Source organism: Cupriavidus sp. OV096 (assembly GCF_900115455.1).
Lineage (GTDB): Bacteria > Pseudomonadota > Gammaproteobacteria > Burkholderiales > Burkholderiaceae > Cupriavidus.
Map to the genome: position 1 here is coordinate 226,819 of NZ_FOWM01000006.1, position 16,887 is coordinate 243,705.

20 protein-coding genes are annotated in these 16,887 nt (G+C 68.9%); 9 read left to right on the forward strand and 11 right to left on the reverse strand.

Annotated elements, in window-relative coordinates; genetic code table 11:
- The first annotated feature begins 68 nt into the window (after positions 1-68).
- Complete coding sequence (locus BM115_RS15855) at positions 69-878, forward strand: SDR family NAD(P)-dependent oxidoreductase (RefSeq protein WP_177219938.1); 810 nt, start codon at positions 69-71, stop codon at positions 876-878.
- A gap of 3 nt (positions 879-881) precedes the next feature.
- On the opposite strand, the gene BM115_RS15860 is transcribed toward BM115_RS15855, so the two are convergent.
- The 3 genes from BM115_RS15860 to BM115_RS15870 form a co-directional block, all read right to left on the reverse strand.
- Positions 882-1,529 (reverse strand): 4-carboxy-4-hydroxy-2-oxoadipate aldolase/oxaloacetate decarboxylase, encoded by a 648-nt coding sequence (locus BM115_RS15860; protein ID WP_092295621.1) that lies wholly within the window; start codon positions 1,527-1,529, stop codon positions 882-884.
- 18 nt (positions 1,530-1,547) lie between these two features.
- Positions 1,548-2,561, reverse strand: a complete 1,014-nt coding sequence (locus BM115_RS15865) for a Bug family tripartite tricarboxylate transporter substrate binding protein (protein ID WP_092295624.1) — start codon at positions 2,559-2,561, stop codon at positions 1,548-1,550.
- 61 nt (positions 2,562-2,622) lie between these two features.
- A complete protein-coding gene (locus BM115_RS15870; RefSeq protein ID WP_092295627.1) occupies positions 2,623-3,303 on the reverse strand; it encodes an RraA family protein in 681 nt (226 codons plus the stop codon).
- Positions 3,304-3,409: 106 nt separating this feature from the next.
- Here BM115_RS15870 and BM115_RS15875 point away from each other — a divergent pair, with 106 nt between their 5' ends.
- The gene (locus BM115_RS15875; RefSeq protein ID WP_092295630.1) at positions 3,410-4,303 is read left to right on the forward strand and encodes a LysR family transcriptional regulator; all 894 of its coding nucleotides are present in this window, start codon (positions 3,410-3,412) and stop codon (positions 4,301-4,303) included.
- Here the strand turns inward: BM115_RS15875 and BM115_RS15880 are convergent.
- Complete coding sequence (locus BM115_RS15880; RefSeq protein WP_092296203.1) at positions 4,300-5,289, reverse strand: zinc-dependent alcohol dehydrogenase family protein; 990 nt, start codon at positions 5,287-5,289, stop codon at positions 4,300-4,302. The two genes, BM115_RS15875 and BM115_RS15880, sit on opposite strands and share 4 nt — an antisense overlap.
- A 114-nt stretch (positions 5,290-5,403) precedes the next feature.
- Here BM115_RS15880 and BM115_RS15885 point away from each other — a divergent pair, with 114 nt between their 5' ends.
- Together BM115_RS15885 and BM115_RS15890 are read left to right on the forward strand one after the other, a co-directional pair.
- Complete coding sequence (locus tag BM115_RS15885) at positions 5,404-6,330, forward strand: LysR family transcriptional regulator (protein WP_092295633.1); 927 nt, start codon at positions 5,404-5,406, stop codon at positions 6,328-6,330.
- Positions 6,327-6,548 (forward strand): hypothetical protein, encoded by a 222-nt coding sequence (locus BM115_RS15890; protein ID WP_143093907.1) that lies wholly within the window; start codon positions 6,327-6,329, stop codon positions 6,546-6,548. The genes BM115_RS15885 and BM115_RS15890 overlap by 4 nt, the downstream gene beginning before the upstream one ends.
- An 18-nt stretch (positions 6,549-6,566) precedes the next feature.
- Here BM115_RS15890 and BM115_RS15895 read toward each other — a convergent pair whose 3' ends face one another.
- The 4 genes from BM115_RS15895 to BM115_RS15910 all read right to left on the reverse strand — a co-directional run bounded on the left by BM115_RS15895 (position 6,567) and on the right by BM115_RS15910 (position 8,804).
- Entirely contained in the window at positions 6,567-7,058 is a 492-nt protein-coding gene (locus tag BM115_RS15895; RefSeq protein ID WP_092295639.1) for a flavodoxin family protein, read from the reverse strand.
- 62 nt (positions 7,059-7,120) lie between these two features.
- Complete coding sequence (gene ycaC / locus BM115_RS15900; RefSeq protein WP_092295642.1) at positions 7,121-7,747, reverse strand: isochorismate family cysteine hydrolase YcaC; 627 nt, start codon at positions 7,745-7,747, stop codon at positions 7,121-7,123.
- A gap of 211 nt (positions 7,748-7,958) precedes the next feature.
- Positions 7,959-8,378, reverse strand: a complete 420-nt coding sequence (locus tag BM115_RS15905; protein WP_092295645.1) for an organic hydroperoxide resistance protein — start codon at positions 8,376-8,378, stop codon at positions 7,959-7,961.
- A gap of 84 nt (positions 8,379-8,462) precedes the next feature.
- Positions 8,463-8,804, reverse strand: a complete 342-nt coding sequence (locus BM115_RS15910; protein WP_092296206.1) for a hydroxyquinol 1,2-dioxygenase — start codon at positions 8,802-8,804, stop codon at positions 8,463-8,465.
- A gap of 482 nt (positions 8,805-9,286) precedes the next feature.
- Between BM115_RS15910 and BM115_RS15915 the strand changes: the two genes are divergently transcribed.
- The 4 genes from BM115_RS15915 (at position 9,287) to BM115_RS15930 (ending at position 13,536) form a co-directional block, all read left to right on the forward strand.
- The gene (locus BM115_RS15915) at positions 9,287-11,092 is read left to right on the forward strand and encodes a cytochrome c biogenesis protein DipZ (RefSeq protein WP_092295648.1); all 1,806 of its coding nucleotides are present in this window, start codon (positions 9,287-9,289) and stop codon (positions 11,090-11,092) included.
- A 370-nt stretch (positions 11,093-11,462) separates the two neighbouring features.
- A complete protein-coding gene (locus BM115_RS15920; RefSeq protein WP_092295652.1) occupies positions 11,463-12,539 on the forward strand; it encodes a porin in 1,077 nt (358 codons plus the stop codon).
- Positions 12,540-12,595: 56 nt separating this feature from the next.
- Entirely contained in the window at positions 12,596-12,976 is a 381-nt protein-coding gene (locus BM115_RS15925; RefSeq protein WP_092295655.1) for a VOC family protein, read from the forward strand.
- 80 nt (positions 12,977-13,056) lie between these two features.
- Positions 13,057-13,536 carry an MEKHLA domain-containing protein gene (locus BM115_RS15930; protein WP_092295658.1) on the forward strand — a complete coding sequence of 160 codons (480 nt, stop codon included), beginning with the start codon at positions 13,057-13,059 and terminating at the stop codon, positions 13,534-13,536.
- A gap of 27 nt (positions 13,537-13,563) precedes the next feature.
- On the opposite strand, the gene BM115_RS15935 is transcribed toward BM115_RS15930, so the two are convergent.
- The gene (locus BM115_RS15935; RefSeq protein WP_092295660.1) at positions 13,564-13,974 is read right to left on the reverse strand and encodes a cupin domain-containing protein; all 411 of its coding nucleotides are present in this window, start codon (positions 13,972-13,974) and stop codon (positions 13,564-13,566) included.
- Between the two features lie 195 nt (positions 13,975-14,169).
- Here BM115_RS15935 and BM115_RS15940 point away from each other — a divergent pair, with 195 nt between their 5' ends.
- Positions 14,170-14,916 carry a transporter substrate-binding domain-containing protein gene (locus BM115_RS15940; RefSeq protein WP_092295663.1) on the forward strand — a complete coding sequence of 249 codons (747 nt, stop codon included), beginning with the start codon at positions 14,170-14,172 and terminating at the stop codon, positions 14,914-14,916.
- Positions 14,917-14,930: 14 nt separating this feature from the next.
- Here the strand turns inward: BM115_RS15940 and BM115_RS15945 are convergent, their stop codons facing one another.
- Positions 14,931-15,740, reverse strand: coding sequence for an enoyl-CoA hydratase/isomerase family protein (locus BM115_RS15945; protein WP_255370849.1), 810 nt, complete (start codon positions 15,738-15,740; stop codon positions 14,931-14,933).
- A 67-nt stretch (positions 15,741-15,807) separates the two neighbouring features.
- Positions 15,808-16,833, reverse strand: coding sequence for a Bug family tripartite tricarboxylate transporter substrate binding protein (locus tag BM115_RS15950; protein ID WP_092295669.1), 1,026 nt, complete (start codon positions 16,831-16,833; stop codon positions 15,808-15,810).
- Positions 16,834-16,887: the final 54 nt, after the last annotated feature.

A 16,887-nucleotide genomic window follows, 5' to 3' on the forward strand; every position in this document is an offset into this window, starting at 1 on the left:
CTACGATGACATCCATGGATTCGACGAATCCGATCCGACGACACAAACCGATTCAAAGGAGCATCACCATGGCAATCACCCCGACCCCTCCCCTCGGCACGGCCCTGATCACGGGCGCCTCCACCGGCATCGGCGCGCTCTACGCCGAGCGGCTGGCACGGCGCGGCTACAACCTGATCCTGGTGGCACGCAACCGCGAGAAGCTGAACGCGCTGGCCGCGCGCATCACGGACGAAACGCGCCGCGAAGTGGAAGTGCTGGTGGCGGACCTGAACGACCGCGCCTCGCTGGCCACGGTGGAAGCCAAGCTGCGCGAGGACGCCAGCATCACGCTGCTGGTGAACAACGCCGGGGTCGGCACGCACACGCCGCTGCTGGAGAGCGACGTGGACAATATGACGCGGATGGTCGACCTGAACGTGACCGCGCTGACGCGCCTGACCTACGCCGCCGTGCCCGGTTTCGTGGCGCGCGGGCAGGGGTCGATCATCAATATCGCGTCGATCGTGGCCGTGGCGCCGGAGATTCTCAACGGGGTCTATGGGGCGAGCAAGGCCTACGTGCTGGCGCTCAGCCAGTCGCTCCATCACGAACTGAAGGACCAGGGCGTGCGCGTGCAGGCGGTGCTGCCGGGCGCCACGGCCACCGATTTCTGGGCGATTGGCGGCCTGCCGGTGGAACACCTCGACCAGAACATCGTGATGCCGGCGGCGGCCATGGTCGATGCGGCGCTGGTTGGTTTCGACCAGGGCGAACTGATCACGATTCCGTCGCTGCACGCCCTCGACACATGGCAGGCCTATGAAAGCGCCCGCCAGTCGATGATGGGCCAGCTGTCCCGCAACGCGCCGGCCCCGCGCTACGCCACGGCGGGCTGATTTTTATCGCAGCCCAAGCGAGTCAAGCGTCTCCCGCAGGCCCAGCAGCTCGACCATGGTCGCGCCCTGGGCCAGCCGCTCGCGCATCTGGGCCTCCTTCTGCTCGCGCGCCGCGCTCGCGGCGATGACTTCGGGCACCTCGTCGGCGGCCACGATGACGAGGCCGTCGCGGTCCCCCACCACGATGTCGCCGGGCCGCACCGCCGCCCCGCCCAGGATCAGCGGCAGGTTCAGCTTGCCCGGCTGGTGCTTGTTGGTGCCGCGAATGCTGAGCCCCCGGCAGAACACCGGAAAGCCCATCTCGACGATTTGCGAGGCATCGCGCACCGCGCCGTCGATCACCAGTCCGGCAATGCCGATCTGCTGCGCCGCGAAGGTCAACACATCGCCCCACGGGCCGGCATCGACGAACGCTTTCGCGTCCACCACGAGTACATCGCCCGGGCGCGCCTTGGTCAGCGCGTAGTGGATCATCAGGTTGTCGCCGGGACGGATGTCCACGGTCAGCGCCGGGCCGGCCAGCCGCATGGTCGGGTCCAGCGGCGCGATGCGTGGGTCCACGGCGCCGCGCTGGCCCTGCGCCTCGTGAATCGTGGCGGTGCCCAGGCGCTTGAGCTGGTCGCGCTGGGCGGCGGTAATCGAAGTGGTCATGGCGAAGTTCGATGAAGATCAGTCAACGGTCGCGCCGGAGCGCTTGACCAGCGATTCCCAATACGGCAGTTCCTTGCCGATAAAGGCGCGGAACTGGGCCGGCGTGCCGCGCACATCGCCCGAGCCCATCTCGGCCAGCTTGGCGGCGACGTCCGGCTCGCCGAGCACGGCGTTGAGGTCGTCGTTGAGGCGCTGCACCAGCGGCGCGGGCGTCTCCGCCGGCACGAACAGGCCGTACCAGTTCTCGATCACGAAGCCCGGGAAGCCGGCCTCCTGCATGGTCGGCAGATCAGGCAGTGCGCGGGCGCGCTTGGCGCCGGTAGTGGCCAGCGGCCGGACGCGGCCCGACTTGAGCTGCGGCGCCAGCGCCGTGGTGGTCTCGAAGGCAATCGGCACCTGCCCCGCCAGCACATCACTCAGCGCCGGCCCCTGTCCGCGATACGGCACGTGGATCAGGTCCAGATGGCGCTCCAGCTTCAGCAGTTCGCCAGCCAGATGCTGCGGGCTGCCGCTGCCGCCGGACGCGTAGCTGTACTTGCCCGGCGACGCCTTGACCAGATCCACCAACTGCCCCACGTTATTGGCCGGCAGCGCCGTGTTGACGTAAAGCACCAGCGGCACGGACGCCACCTCGCCCACCGGGGCCAGCGCGCGGGTGGGGTCCAGCTTGAGCTTGTACAGGGTGCGATTGATGACGATGCCGGTGTTGTTGCCGAGCAGCGCCGTGCAGCCATCGCCCTTGGCGCGGCCCACGAACTCGGTGCCGATATTGCTGCTGGCGCCGCCCCGGTTGTCGACGATGACTGGCACGCCCAGCCGCTTCGACAAGCCCGGCCCGACGATGCGCGCGAGGATGTCCGTCGTGCCGCCCGGCGGATAGGGCGAGACGATGCGCAGCGTGGCGCAGGGGTAAGCGGGGGTATCGGCGGCGGCGAGGGCGGTGGAATTCACGCCGGCAAAGATTGCGATAACGGTCGCGGCCAGCACGAAACCGGCAGCCGCGCGCCGGCGCGGGTGGGAGGGGAATGCCATGTCTGTCTCCATCTCTATTTATAGTGTGCGAGGGGCCGGGAGCCCCTTCGCGGCGCCGGGCTCAGTGGCCGGCGCGTTGCAGCGTGTGATAGCCGAACTGGCGACGGGCGTCGCGCAGCGCCATGCCCTCCAGCGCGGCGCCGAGAATCTGGTCCTCCACGTCACGCGTGCGCAGCGCGCGTTCGAACACTTCCTGCGCGCGGGCCTGCGGCACCACCACCACGCCGTCCGGGTCCGCCACGATGAAGTCACCGCTGGCCACGCGCACATCGCCCAGGCTCACCGGCTGCTCCACCGCCCGCACCTGCACGCGGTCCTTGCCGGTGCGCATGAACCGGCCGCGCGCATAGAGCGGATAGCCGGCCGCGTCGGCCTCGGCGGTGTCCCGGCAGACGCCGTGGATCACCGTGCCGCCCACCCCGCGATGCGCGGCCAGCCGGCTCATGATGCCGCCCCAGACCGTGCAGTCCATGCGGCCCGCGTTGTCGAGCACGGCCACGGCGCCCTGCGGAATGTCATCGAGAAAGTCGCCCACCGTGCCCGGCGTGGCCAGGTCCACCGGCACGAAGGCCACGGTGAAGGCCGGGCCGAACACCTGCGGCCGGCCGGCGATGTGCTGGATGCCCAGCGCGCTGCCGGGCAGGCGGAAATAGTCGAGGGCGTCCGAGATCTCGGCGGTCGAGAGTTGGCGGGCGCGGGCCAGCCAGTCGCCGGTGTGGGTGGGATTGGGGGTGTCGCTCATCGTGCTGCGTCTCCTGCTGCTTTTCTGTTTTCCTACCGATGAACGCAGTTTCAAGTAAAGTCCCATCGAGATCAAACATCGAAAAATGGACTCGACTTCAATAAAAATGAACTTGCGGCAGCTACGCTATTTCTGCGAAGTGGTCGATGCGGGCAGCGCGGCGGAAGCCGCCAACCGGCTGTTCGTGGCGCCCACGGCCATCAGCATGCAGCTTGGGCAGCTGGAATCGCTGCTCGGCGCGCCCGTGTTCGACCGGTCCCGCCGCCCGATGACGCTGACCGCGACCGGCCAGTTTCTCTACCCGCGCGCCAAGGACCTGCTCGCGCAGATGCGCCGGCTGGACGAGGAGGCGCGCGCCATCGCCGCCGGCAACCTCGGCTGGCTCGGCATCGGCTTTACCCGTTCGGCTATCTTCTCGATCCTGCCGGCGGCGGTGCAGCGCTTTCGGGAGCAGTATCCGGATGTGCATCTCGATCCACTCGAACTGCTGTCCGAGCACCAGCCAGCGCAACTGCGGCGCGGGCGTATCGACGTGGGCATCTCGCGCTATGTGGGCGAGTTCGAACGGCCGGCGGACCTGCACTACACCACGCTGTTCGAAGACCCCTTCGTGGCCGCCGTGCCGTTGCAGAGCCCGCTGGCACAGCGCAGCGCCATCGCCGCGCGGGAGCTGGACGCGCTGCCGCTGATCCAGTATCCGAAGGACCCGCAGAGCGTGTTCGCCAGCCATATGGTGGCGGCGCTGCGCGACGCCGGTGCCCATCCCACCCCGGGGCATGAGGCCATCGAGATCCATACCGCGCTGGGACTGGTGGCGGCCGGGCTCGGCTTCACGCTGGTGGGCGCGTCGGTGGCGGCGCCGAACCGCACCGACGTCGCCTTCGTGCCGATCGACGATCTCCGCGTGCGCGCCACGCTGGTGGCCGTGACCCGCGCCGGGACATCGAGCCCGGTGATCGACGCCTTCGTGGCCGCCCTCGCCGCCTCCCGCCCCGCCTAGACCGTCACCACAATCTTGCCGAACTGGGCGTTGGACTCCAGGTAGCGGTGCGCGGCGACGATGTCGTCGAAGGCGAAGCGGCGGGCGATGACCGGCGCCAGCGAGCCATCACGCACGCCGTCGAGGATGAACGCCTTGGCCGCCGCCAGCTTCGCCGGGTTGCCGATGACCTCGTGGACGAGGTAACCGCGCAGCGTCAGCCGCTTGCCGAGGACGGTGGCCAGCGGGAACGGCGTGGGCGCGGGGTCCAGCCCGCCGTATTCGATCAGGATGCCGCCCGGCGCCATGGCGGCGGTGAGCGGCGTGAACAGCGGGCCGCCGATCGGATCGAAGACCACGCGCGCGCCCCGGCCGCCAGTGATGGCGTCGATGCGCGCGGCCAGATCCTCGTCTTCCGATGCCACGACGTGGGCGACGCCCTGCGCCCGCAGCGCGTCGCCCTTGGTGGCGCGGCGCGTGACGGCAATCGGCGTGGCGCCGACCCGGTTGGCGATCTGGATGGCAGCCAGGCCGACGCTGCTCGACGCGGCCGTCACCACGACGAAGTCGCCCCGGCCCAGCGCGGCGATGTCGATCAGCGCACCGTAGGCGGTCAGGGTCGGCATCCACAGGGCGGCGGCCTGGGCCCAGTCCAGCGCCGCCGGGTGCCGGACCACCGCTGCGGCCGGCATCGTAATGATCTCCCCGTAGGTCGGCCAGCGCGCCATCGAGATGGGCGGGATCACGCTAACTGCATCACCGACGGCCACCTCGCGCACCCCCTCCCCCACCGCCGCGACAATGCCGGCCGCCTCCAGCCCCAGCCCGGACGGCAGCGGCGGCGTTTCTATATAGATGCCCGCGCGCATCAGCGCCTCGGCCCGGTTCAGCCCGAGCGCCTTGACCCGGATCTGCACCTCGCCGCGCGCGGGCGGCGGCACCTCGACGTCTTCGATCCGGAGCACCTCCGGGCCGCCATGTGCGTGGAAACGGATTACGCGTGTCATCGGTGCCATCACTCGCCTTATTCGTCTTGATTGGGAACGAATACACTATGGCAGGCCGCCCATCCGCGATAAATGGCCGGTTTTCCAGAACACTGATAACCAGGAGTTTCTAATATGGACCGGCTGACTAGCATGGCCGTGTTTGTGAAGGCGGTGGATCTCGGCTCGTTTTCGGCCGCCGCCGACGCGCTCGAGCTATCGGGCCCGATGGTCGGCAAGCATGTCCGGTTCCTGGAAGAGCGGCTGGGCATGCCGTTGATCACCCGCACCACGCGGCGCCAGAGCCTGACCGAGTTCGGCCGCGAGTATTACGACCGCTGCCGCGTGGTGCTGGCCGAGGTGGACGCCGCCGATGCGCTGGCCGCCGACCATGCCGACAAAGGCGAGCAATCAGCCCCGCCGCGCGGCCGGCTGCGCGTGACCGTGCCGGTGCACTTCGGTCGGCGCTGCGTGGCGCCGGTGCTGCTGGCGCTAACGCGGCAATATCCCGGGCTCGAACTCGACCTGTCGTTCAGCGACCGTTTCTCGGACTTGATCGAAGACGGCTTCGACCTGGCCATCCGCACCGGGGAGCCGGACGACAAGGCCGGTGTGGTGGCGCGCCGCGTGGCGCGGCAGATCATGATCGTGTGCGCGTCGCCCGGCTATCTGGCCGAGGCCGGCACGCCGCTGGGGATCGATGACCTGGCGGGGCATCGCGCCGTGGTCTACCGGCGCTCGGGGCGCATCCGTCCGTGGCAGTTGCCGGGCGACGATGGCGCGCCGGTGCCGCTCCTGCCCGCCCATCAGGTGCGGATGGACGATCTCGACGCCCTGGCTGACGCCGCCGCGATGGGCCTCGGGCTGGCATGGCTGCCGTACTGGCTGGTCCGGGACCGGATTCAGGCGGGCACGCTGGTCCACCTGCTGCCCGAGCGGCCCGGTTTTCCCTACGATGCCTACGCACTGTGGCCGCACACGCCCCACACGCCCCACCTGCCACGCAAGGTGCGCGTCGCCGTGGAGGCGCTGGCGGCCGAACTGCCGCGCATGATGGCGTGAAACCACGAGTGCTGGGTGGCTTCCTCGACCTATGGCAGCCCCGCTCGCTGATCGTCGATGCCGGCACCACCGCACCGGCCAGCGGCAGCTTCCCGGCCGTGGTGGCCTCGGACTGGACCGGCGTGCCCGGCGACGCCACCGACGGCACCGACGGCACGATCCGCAACGCCGCCGTGCTCGCCGCCAACATCGACTACGTGGCCACCGTGACCGCGTAGCGCACCGCCGCGCAGGCGCTAGAACACGCCGAGCGCGATGCCGGCCGCCAGGCCGGCGCCCAGCTCGGCGCATTGGTCCAGGTCGTCCTGGTCGATCTGCTTCGTGGCGAGGATGGCTTCGGGCGTCTGTGCGTGCGTGCAGACAATCAGCGTCGGCGCCACGCGGTTGAGGCGCCAGCCGGTGGCGATGCGCTCGACCTGCCGCTGCGCGTTCTGGCCGTCACTGCCGGCGCAGATCATCGCCGCGTAGGGGCGGCCGTTCACGCGGTCCAGCACCGGGTAGTAGCAGCGATCGAAGAAGTCCTTCATCAGGCCGGACATCGCGGCCAGGTTCTCCGGGGTGGCGAACAGGTAGCCGTCGGCGGCCAGCACATCGGCCGCGCCGGCCTCGGTGGCGCGCAGCAGGCGGACATCCACGCCCTCCTGCCCGCGCGCCGCCGTGGCCGCCGCCTCGGCCATCTGCGCGGTGCCGCCGGTCATCGTGTGATAGACGATCAGTAAGGTCTTCATGGTGCGCCGACTCTACCATGTGGCACGGGCGGCACCGGCGCACCCGGGGGTACCGAATCGGCCTACTTGCTGCCCTTGACCGTGGTGTAGCTCGTGATCAGGTTGCGGTAGTCGGGAATGTGGTTCGAGAACAGTGTGCCGAGCCCCTCGATGTCGTTGCGCCAGTCGCGGTGCAGCTCGCACGCCACGCCGAACCAGCTCATCATCTGCGCGCCGGCCTGGGCCATGCGGTTCCAGGCCGCGTCCCGCGTGATCGGGTTGAAGGTGCCGGAGGCATCGGTCACGACGAAGACGTCATAGCCTTCCTCGATGGCGGACAGTGCCGGGAAGGCGACGCAGACCTCGGTGACCACGCCGGCAATCAGCAGCTGTTTCTTGCCGGTGGCTTTCACGGCGGCGACGAAGTCGGCGTTGTCCCAGGCGTTGATCTGGCCGGGGCGCGGAATGAACGGCGCCTCGGGGAACATCGTCTTCAGTTCCGGGGCGAGCGGGCCGTTCGGGCCATCCTCGAAGCTCGTGGTCAGCACGGTGGGCAGGCCGAAATATTTGGCGCAATCGGCCAGCGCCAGCACGTTGTTCTTGAACTTGTCGGGTTCGATATCACGCACCAGCGACATCAGGCCGGCCTGATGGTCCACCAGCAGCACGGCGGCTTGGGACTTGTCTAGGCGGTTGTACTTTTGGGTCATCATGCGCTCCAAAGGAAGCCTTGGGCGAGCGGACGGGCATCCGCCCGGCGGGGGTGGCCCTGCGGGCCAGACTCCGCTGCGAACGGCGGAGTGAAGTCCACTGTAGGCGATCCATCGGCAGCGCGGCAGTCGTGAATGCAACGCGCAGCGGGCCGGTGAAGGCGCGCTGCGCGGGACTGCCATCGGAAAAATCGGACCAGATCCGACCCGGTCAGACGAGATTGATCTCGATATGGATGTTGCCGGTGAGGGCCTTCGAGTACGGGCAGGTCTGGTGCGCGGTCTCCACCAGCGCCTGCGCCACATCGCGCGGCACGCCCGGCAGGCTCACGTTCAGGCGTGCCTGCAGCAGGTAGCCATCGCCGCCCTTGCCGAGGTCCACTTCGGCGTCCACGGCGGTATCGCCCGGCAGTTGCACCTTGCGGGCCTTGGCCGCGATGCCCATGGCGCCGATGAAGCACGCGGACCAGCCCGCAGCCAGCAGCTGCTCCGGGTTGGTGCCGATGCCGCTGGTGCCCGGCGAGGACAGCTTGATGTCCAGCCGGCCGTCGTCGCTGCGTGCCGAGCCGTCACGGCCGCCGGAGGTGATGTGGACTTTGCCGGTGTACAGCACGTTTTCGATACGGGTCATGTCGATTTCCAGTGTTTCGAGGTTGCAGGTTGAAGAGCGTGGATCCAATCGGGCAAATCAGGTGACGCAGGTGACGCAGGTGACTCAGGCGTAGGCGCCGTCGAGGTACGGATCGACCGTGCGTGCCGGGTCGGCCGAGACGCCGGTGCGGTCCATGCCGGCCACGATGCGGGCGCCGTCCGTGTACGGATCGACATTGCGGGCGCCATCGGTGAACGGGTCGACGTTGCGGGCGCCGTCGCTGTACGGGCTGCGGGCGTCCTGCACCGAGCGGGCACCGTCGCTGTACGGGTTGCGGGGTTCTTGCACCGAGCGGGCGCCGTCGGTGTAGACATCACGGGAGCCGGTGACGGCGGCTTGGGCGCCGGCAGCGGCGGCAACGAGGGCGACGGCGAGAACGAGGCGCTTGGCGATGGAGGTCATGATCGTATTTCCTTGAAGTTTGGGTTCGGTAATCAATTAAGGATTGCGAGGCGGGTTACGGTGCGTCTGGTTTGTTTCGCTTGCCGCGCTGCCACGGAATGCATTTAAGACGACGGACGTATCGCGCCCGTAGCGATTTGAGGGCCTTACTGTCAGGGCACGTATCGGTGCGGGAGCCAGATACAAAGGCGTACAAAAAGGGGCGGGGCGGAGGGGGGAGGCAGATCGCGATCGGCGGGATTCGGGTGACGGATGGGGCGGAATCGGAGCCGGAGGAGACCAGATCGGACCCGAATCGGACCCAGACCGGGCAAATCGGACGCAACCGGGCCGATCGGCGAGCCCGCCGGCCACCGCCATGTATCACTCTGTATCTGGCGACGGCCTCGCCACAGTGGCATACGCCCAGCCGCGCTGGCGACACATCGGCGATATGCGCAGCGGGTCTGATCGAGGCAAGCCAATCTTCCTACCGGATGCCAATCATGACCCTGCTGATACTTGCCTATATAGGTGGCGCTCTCACCATCCTGAGCCCGTGCATCCTGCCGGTGCTGCCGTTCGTGTTCGCCCGCGCCGGCCAGCCCTTTGTGCGCAGCACGCTGCCGATGCTGGCCGGCATGGCGCTGACCTTCGCCGCCGTGGCCACGCTGGCGTCGGTGGGCGGCGCCTGGGTCGTGCAGGCCAATCAGGTGGGACGCTACGCCGCGCTGGTCCTGCTGACGATTTTCGGCGCGAGCCTGCTGCTGCCCGCGCTGGCGGACCGGCTGGCCCGCCCCGTGGTGGCGCTCGGCAACCGGCTGGCCGGCGATGGCGACACCTCCACGGTGTGGCGCTCGCTGCTGCTCGGCGTGGCGACCGGCATGCTCTGGGCGCCCTGCGCCGGCCCGATCCTTGGGCTGGTGCTGACCGGCGCGGCGCTCAACGGCGCCAGTGTGCAGACCTCGCTGCTGCTGGCCGCCTACGCGGCGGGCGCCGCCAGCTCGCTGGCCGTGGCGCTGGGCATCGGCGGCCGGGTCTTTGCGGCGATGAAGCGGTCGATGGGCGCCGGCGAGTGGCTGCGGCGCGGCCTGGGCGTGGGCGTGCTGGCTGGCGTGGCGATCATCGGCACCGGCACGGACACCGGCCTGCTGGCGCGGCTGTCCGCCGGCAGCACCACCGGCATCGAACAGGCGCTGCTCAATGCGGTGGAGAAGGCGCGCGACATGCCGCCGCAGTCCGCCAACGACGCCAATGACGCCAATGACGCCAACAACGGCATGCTGCTGGCGGCTAACGACGCCCGCGTAGGCTTCCCGGGCGGTGTGTCGGGCGCCTTGCCCCCGCTGCCGGTCGAAGGCCGCCTGCCCGCGCTGGACGGCGCGGTGCAATGGCTCAACTCGGCCCCGATCACGCGCGAGCAGTTGCAGGGCAAGGTCACGCTGGTCTACTTCTGGACCTATTCCTGCATCAACTGCATCCGCTCCCTGCCCTACCTGCGCGCCTGGGCCGACAAGTACAAGGACCAGGGCCTGACCGTGATCGGCGTGCATACGCCCGAGTTCGCGTTCGAGAAGCAGCCCGAGAACGTGCGCCGCGCGGTGGCGGACTTCCGCATCGGCTTCCCGGTGGCCATCGACAGCAACTACAAGATCTGGCGCGCCTTCGACAACAGCTACTGGCCGGCGGCGTATTTCGTGGATGGTCGCGGCAATATCCGCCATCACCAGTTCGGCGAAGGTGGCTATGCGACCTCGGAACGTGTGATTCAAGCGTTGCTTGCGGAGGCCGGCGACAAGTCGGTGGCCACGGGACTGGTTGCGCCGGAGGCGCGCGGTGCGCAGGCCATGCCTGACCTGAACAACGTGCGCTCGGGCGAGACCTATGTCGGCTACCAGCAGGCCACCAACTTTGCCTCCCCCGGCGGCCTGCGGCCCGATGCGGCGCGCGACTACACGGTCGGCAAGCTGGACCTGAATAGCTGGGGGCTGTCTGGCCGCTGGACCGTGGAAGCGGAGCAAGGGACACTTGACCGCGCCAACGGCACCATCGCCTACCGCTTCCATGCCCGCGACCTGCACCTCGTGCTCGGCCCGGCGGCCAATGGGCAGGCGGTGCGCTTCCAGGTGACCATCGACGGCAAGCCGCCCGGCGCCAGCCATGGTGCGGACACCGATGAGAACGGCAATGGCGCGGTCACGCAAACCCGGCTCTACCAGCTGGTGCGGCAGGCGGGCGAAGTCGGCGACCACACGTTCGAGATCCGCTTTCTCGATCCGGGCGTGCAGGCTTACGCGTTCACCTTCGGCTGATGTCTGAATACGTGAGTTAATCGTCACTTTTTCGGGGCTTCCTCCCGATTGCGGTAAACTACGCCCCGTTCTGCCGGCCGGGGCGTCGCTGCATCCAGCCCCACCCAGCATCATTTGCCCGGCAAACACCCCTCTGCTTCACCTTCGCTCCGGGGACTGCGCCGCCCATCGCGCGCAGCCGCCCGGTCATTGACCTGCGCCCCCCCATCCGGGACCGATCCGGGACCGATCCGGGACCGATTCGGAACCCATCCGGGACCCATCGTGGACCGCGCGCAGGACTGAATCCCTCAGGCAGTTTGTCTGACCCTCCCTCCCGGGGCACGCGCGCGTGTGCCGCGGGCGGATCCGTTTTCCGGAGGACAACGCAATGAAGAAGCCAGCCAGCCTTTGGCTGCTTGCGGCCGGGCTCCTGCCCGTCGCCGCCCACGCCGCACCGGGCGTGACCCTGTACGGCATCGTCAGCTCGGCGGTGCGCTATACGTCGAACATCGACGGTCATCACAACGACCAGGCCGCACTGGTCTCGGGCGGCATGGTCGGCAGCCGCTGGGGCCTGAAGGGCGATGAAGACCTGGGCGGCGGCCAGCACGCGATCTTCCAGGTGGAAAGCGGCTTTGCCAGCGACGACGGCCGCGCGTCCTACAACGCGCTGTTCGGCCGGCAAGCCTGGGTGGGCCTGAGCGGCGACTGGGGCAGCCTGACCTTCGGCCGCCAGTACAACGCGCTCAACAACATCGGCTGGGCGTTCGATCCGCTCGACCAGGGCTGGGGCAATTTCTGGTCCGATCCGCTCTACATCGGCGGGGACATCTTCTTCCAGGACTACCGCATCGACAACAGCGTGGTCTACCAGCGCACCGTGGGGCCGTTCTCGGTCCAACTGGACTACGGTGCCGGCGAGCAGGCCGGCAGCATGGGGCGTGGCACCACGCTCGGCGGCGGGGTGAAGTACCAGCAGGGGCCGGTGGTGCTCGGCGTGGCGTACGACCAGCGCCGCAGCGACGATGGCGCCAACACGCTGCGCAACTACTCGGTGGGGGGTTCCTACGCGTTCGGCAAGGCCACGGCCTACCTCGGCCATATGGGCCGGCGCGAGTCCGCTGGGGATGCGCGCTTCGCCATCTCCTTCGTCGGGCTGGGCTACCAGCTGACGCCGGCGTTCCACGTCTCGGGCGCCTACTACCGCTACCAGCAGTCCGGCGACGTGACCACGCAGTTCCAGGACACCCCGGTGCGGCTGGGCGGCGGCAACGCGGACAGCATCGCGCTGGTGGGCGACTACGCGCTCTCCAAGCGCACCAGCGTCTACGTGGAGGCGGATATCGTGCATGCGCGCGGCGGCGCGGTGGGGCGGGAGACCGAGTACTGGGCCGGTACGCCGGCCACGGACGTGGACGATTCCACCCGCATCGGCGTGATGGTGGGCATGCGACACCATTTCTGAAGCCGCGCTATCATCGCCCGCTCAGTCCGTTACATCTGTTAAACCCGGGAGCCGCGATGACCGCGAACATGGACACCATCGAGATCAAGGCGTTTCTGCCGGCGCAGGATTTCGACCTGTCGAAGCGTTTCTACCTCGACCTCGGCTTTACGGAGGCGTGGGGCAGCGACGAGATGGCCTACCTGCACGCGGGGCGCTCGAGCTTCCTGCTGACGCGCTTCTACGAGAAGCCGTTCGCCGAGAACCTGATGATGTCGCTGCTGGTGGTGGATGTGGAGGCCTGGTGGCAGCACGTGGTGGCCCAGGACCTGGGCGCGCGCTACGGCGTGCGCGTGAACCCGCCCGAGGACCGGCCCTGGGGCATGCGCGACTTCACGATCGACGATCCGTCCGGGGTGCTGTGGCGGATCGGCCAGTCCATCGACCAGCCGGCCTGATGGCTGCCTGATGGCTGCCTGATGGCTGCCTGATGGCTGCCTGATGGCTGTCCTGGCTCCCTTCCTTCCGCTTCACGCTTATGTCTTCCGATTCGATTCTTTCCCCCCGTGAGCCCGGCGACACCGCCTTCTACCAGCTGTTGGCCGATAGCTACCAGCGGCTGCTCGGCCGCACGCTGGTGCCCGAGCCGATGCCGGCCCGCAAGGCGGCCCGCTGGCTCTACGAGGAGGCGCCGTTCGCGGTGCTCGCCCACAACACCGCGCCCGATCCGGTCTTCGTCTACGGCAACCTGGCCGCCCAGCAGCGTTTCGAGTACGACTGGGCGGGCATCACGCGGCTGCCGTCCCGGCTCTCCGCCGAGCCGCCCAACCAGGCGGAGCGGCAGGCCTTCCTGGCGCGCGTCCAGCGCGTGGGCTACGAGACCGGCTACACCGGCGTGCGCATCACGCGCACCGGCAAGCGCTTCATGATCGAGGAAGCCACGCTGTGGCAACTGATCGACGCCGATGGCGTGCTGCACGGGCAGGCGGTGATCATTCCCCGGACGCGCGACCTGTAGGCAGGCGCCCCCGCCGTGACTTGAGCGTTACTTGACCGGGGCCACCAGCGGCACGCCCTTCCGGACGACGTACGTCGCCAGTTCCGAGGCCTTGCCGTGCCCCACGTTCTTGGCCACGTGCGCGGTGCCGTCCGGGATGAACAGCGCCTCGCCCGCCTTCAGCGTCACCGGCGCGCGGCCCTCCAGCTGGTATTCGAGTTCGCCCGCCAGCACGTAGGCGATTTCCTCGCCCGGATGGGCATGCTTGATCGAAACCGCGCCCGGATCGAAGTCCACCCGCACCTGCACGGCTTCGCGCCCCGGCGTGCTCAGGTCGCTCCGCACCAGGTCCGTGCGGTGGAGGCCGACGTTCTGGGCGTGCGCGGCCTGGAACAGGCCGGCGCCGATCAGCAGGGCGGTAGCGGCGAGGATGCGGCTGGAGGTACGGGTCGAAGTCATGGGAAGCCTTTGCGTTGCAGTGGAAAGAGTCGCCATTGCATCGCGCTGGTGTGTGGCGGATGTATCGGGCCGGGGACGGTTCTGTATGCCGATGTACGAACGCCCGGCGCCGACATGCGGCGATACAATGTCCGCCACGCCCGCACCGCTGCGGGCCGGCGCCCTCCCCCAACGTAGGTTTCCGACTGCTACCCCATGACCGTAGACAAGCCACTTCTTGACGCCTTCGCCCCGACCGGCGTGCTGCGTGCCTCGATCAACCTGGGCAATCCGATTCTTGCGCACCGCGCGGACGCTGGTGGCGCGGGTGGCGCGGGTGGCGTGTCCGTGGACCTGGCCGGCGCGCTGGCCGAGCGGCTGGGCGTGAAGCTCGAACTGGTGGTGGTGGAGACCGCCGGCAAGTCGGTCGATCTGGTGGCGAACGAGCAGGCCGATATCGGCTTCTTCGCCATCGATCCCAAGCGCGGCGCCAGCATCGCCTTCACGGAGCCCTACGTGCTGATCGAGGGCTACTACCTCGTGCACAACGACTCGCCGGTGCGCACCAACGCCGATGTCGATCACGCCGGCACCCGGGTGGTGGTCGGCAAGGGCAGCGCCTACGATCTGTTCCTGTCCCGCGAACTCCAGCATGCGGAGATCGTGCACGCGCCGTCGTCGCAGGAGGTGGTCCGCACCTTCCTCGAACAGGATCTCGACGTGGCCGCCGGGGTGCGCCAGCAACTGGAGGCGGATATCCGGGGCCTGCCCAACCTGCGCCTGCTGGACGAGCGCTTTATGGTGATCCGTCAGGCGATGGGCGTGCCGAAGTCTCGCGGCGACGCGGCGGCGGCCTTCCTGGCGGCGTTCGTCGAGGAGCGCAAGGCGTCCGGCGCGGTGGCGGCGGCGCTGCAAAAGCACCGCATCCAGGGCGCGACCGTGGCGCCGTTGGCGGCGGGCTAACCCATCGACGAGCCTCAGCGGCCGACGAAGGTCGGCTTGCGCTTCTCCGCGAAGGCCGTCGCCGCGTTCCGATAGTCCTCGCTCTGGTCGCTGCGGCGCGTGGCCTCCGCAATGGCGTCGCGCGCGGCATCGAGCTGGCCGGCGGCGATGGCGTTGAGCTGGAGCTTGATGCCGGCGATGGAGAGCGGCGCGTTGTCCATCATCGGACGGCCGAAGGCCATGGCGGCGGCGACCGGGTCGTCGTCGGCAGATAGCGCGTCCAGGAATCCGGCCTGATAGGCCTCTTCCGCCTGGACGAGGTCGCCGGAGAAGAGCCAGCGGCGGGCGGCACTGAGCCCGATCAGGTGCGTCAGCCGCACCAGCTGGATCGTCGGATACATCAACCCCAGCTTGGCGACCGGCACGCCGGCCCGCACGCTGCCATCCCCCACGCGGAAGTCGCAGCACATGGCCAGGCTCAGGCCGCCGCCCACGCACGCGCCTTGCACGGCGGCGATGACGGGGACCGGGCAGTCCTGCACGGCGGCGTACGCCTGCTGGATCACCGCGCGGTAGGCGTCCGCGGCCACCGGATCGGACAGCACGCTGCGGAACGCGAGGATGTCGTCCCCGGCGCAGAAGTGGCCGCCGGCCCCGGTCAGCACCACCAGTTGCAGCGCGCCCCGCTCGGCGGCGAACGCGCGGAAGCGGTCGCGCAGGTCGGTCCAGGCGGCGAGGTCACAGGCGTTGCGCCGATGGGGGCGGTTGATCGTCACGATGGCCACGCGGCCGTCGTCGCGGAACTCGGTCACGATCTCCGAGGGTTGGGTGTTCGATGCGTTCATGGCGGAATTCATGTCCAAAGTGGCGGGCCCCCCCGGGGGCGCCCCGTTCCTATTCCTATTCCTATTCCTATTGTGCGGCGATGCGGGTTTCCTGGATCACGCGCGCCCATTTGGCGACTTCGCCCTTGAGCCGGTGATCGGCATCATCGGCGCTGCCCAGCACCACGTCGATGCCCTGGGCGGCGAAGCGCGCCTTGACGTCGGGCATCTGCAGGATCTTCTGCAACTCGGCGTTGAGCCGCGTGACGATGGGCTTGGGCGTGCCCTGACGGACCAGCACGCCGTAGGTGGACGGCACCACGAAGTCCTTGAGCCCCGCCTCGGCCACCGTCGGCACGTCCGGCAGCGCGCCGATGCGCTGCGGCGTGGCCACCGCCAGCGCCCGCACCTTGCCGCTCTTGATGGCGGACAGCGCCGTGGGCCCGGTGGCGAACATGATCTGGATCTGGCCGCCCAGCAGGTCCGCCACGGCCGGCGCGGCACCCTTGTACGGCACGTGCAGCAATTCCAGGCTGGCCTGGCGGCGGAACATCTCGCCGGCCACGTGCTCGATCGAGCCATTGCCGGACGACCCGAAGGCCAGCGTGTTGGGCTTGGCCTGGGCCAGCCGGATCAGGTCCTGCACGCTGTTGGCCGGGAGGTCATGGCTCACCAGCAGCACGATCGGCAGGTTGCCGACAATCGCCACCGGCGTGAAGTCGCCGGCGAGGTTGTAGCCGTTGGCCTTCTGCAGCAGGGCGGCGTTGATCGAATAGGAGGTCAGCGCGGCCATCAGCACCGTGTAGCCGTCCGGCGCGGACCGGGCGACGAACTGCGCGCCAATGTTGCCGGAGAACCCGGGCTTGTTGTCCACCACCACGGGACGGCCCAGGCTCTCGGCAAGCTTCTGGCCCAACAGGCGCCCCACCACGTCGACGGCACCGCCGGCGGGATAGGGAACGACCAGGTTGACCGGTTTTTCGGGGTACTTTTCCTGCGCGATGGCCGGCGCGGCCATGAAGGCCACAGCACAGGCCGACGCACAGGCCAGGAGGATGTTCGTGGCCAGCGTGGCGACGCGTGCCGGGGTACTGCGACCAGACTTTGACAGCATGGAAAGACTCCACTGAGACGAAAGGACGCACCGGCCGGGAAACCTCGCCCGACC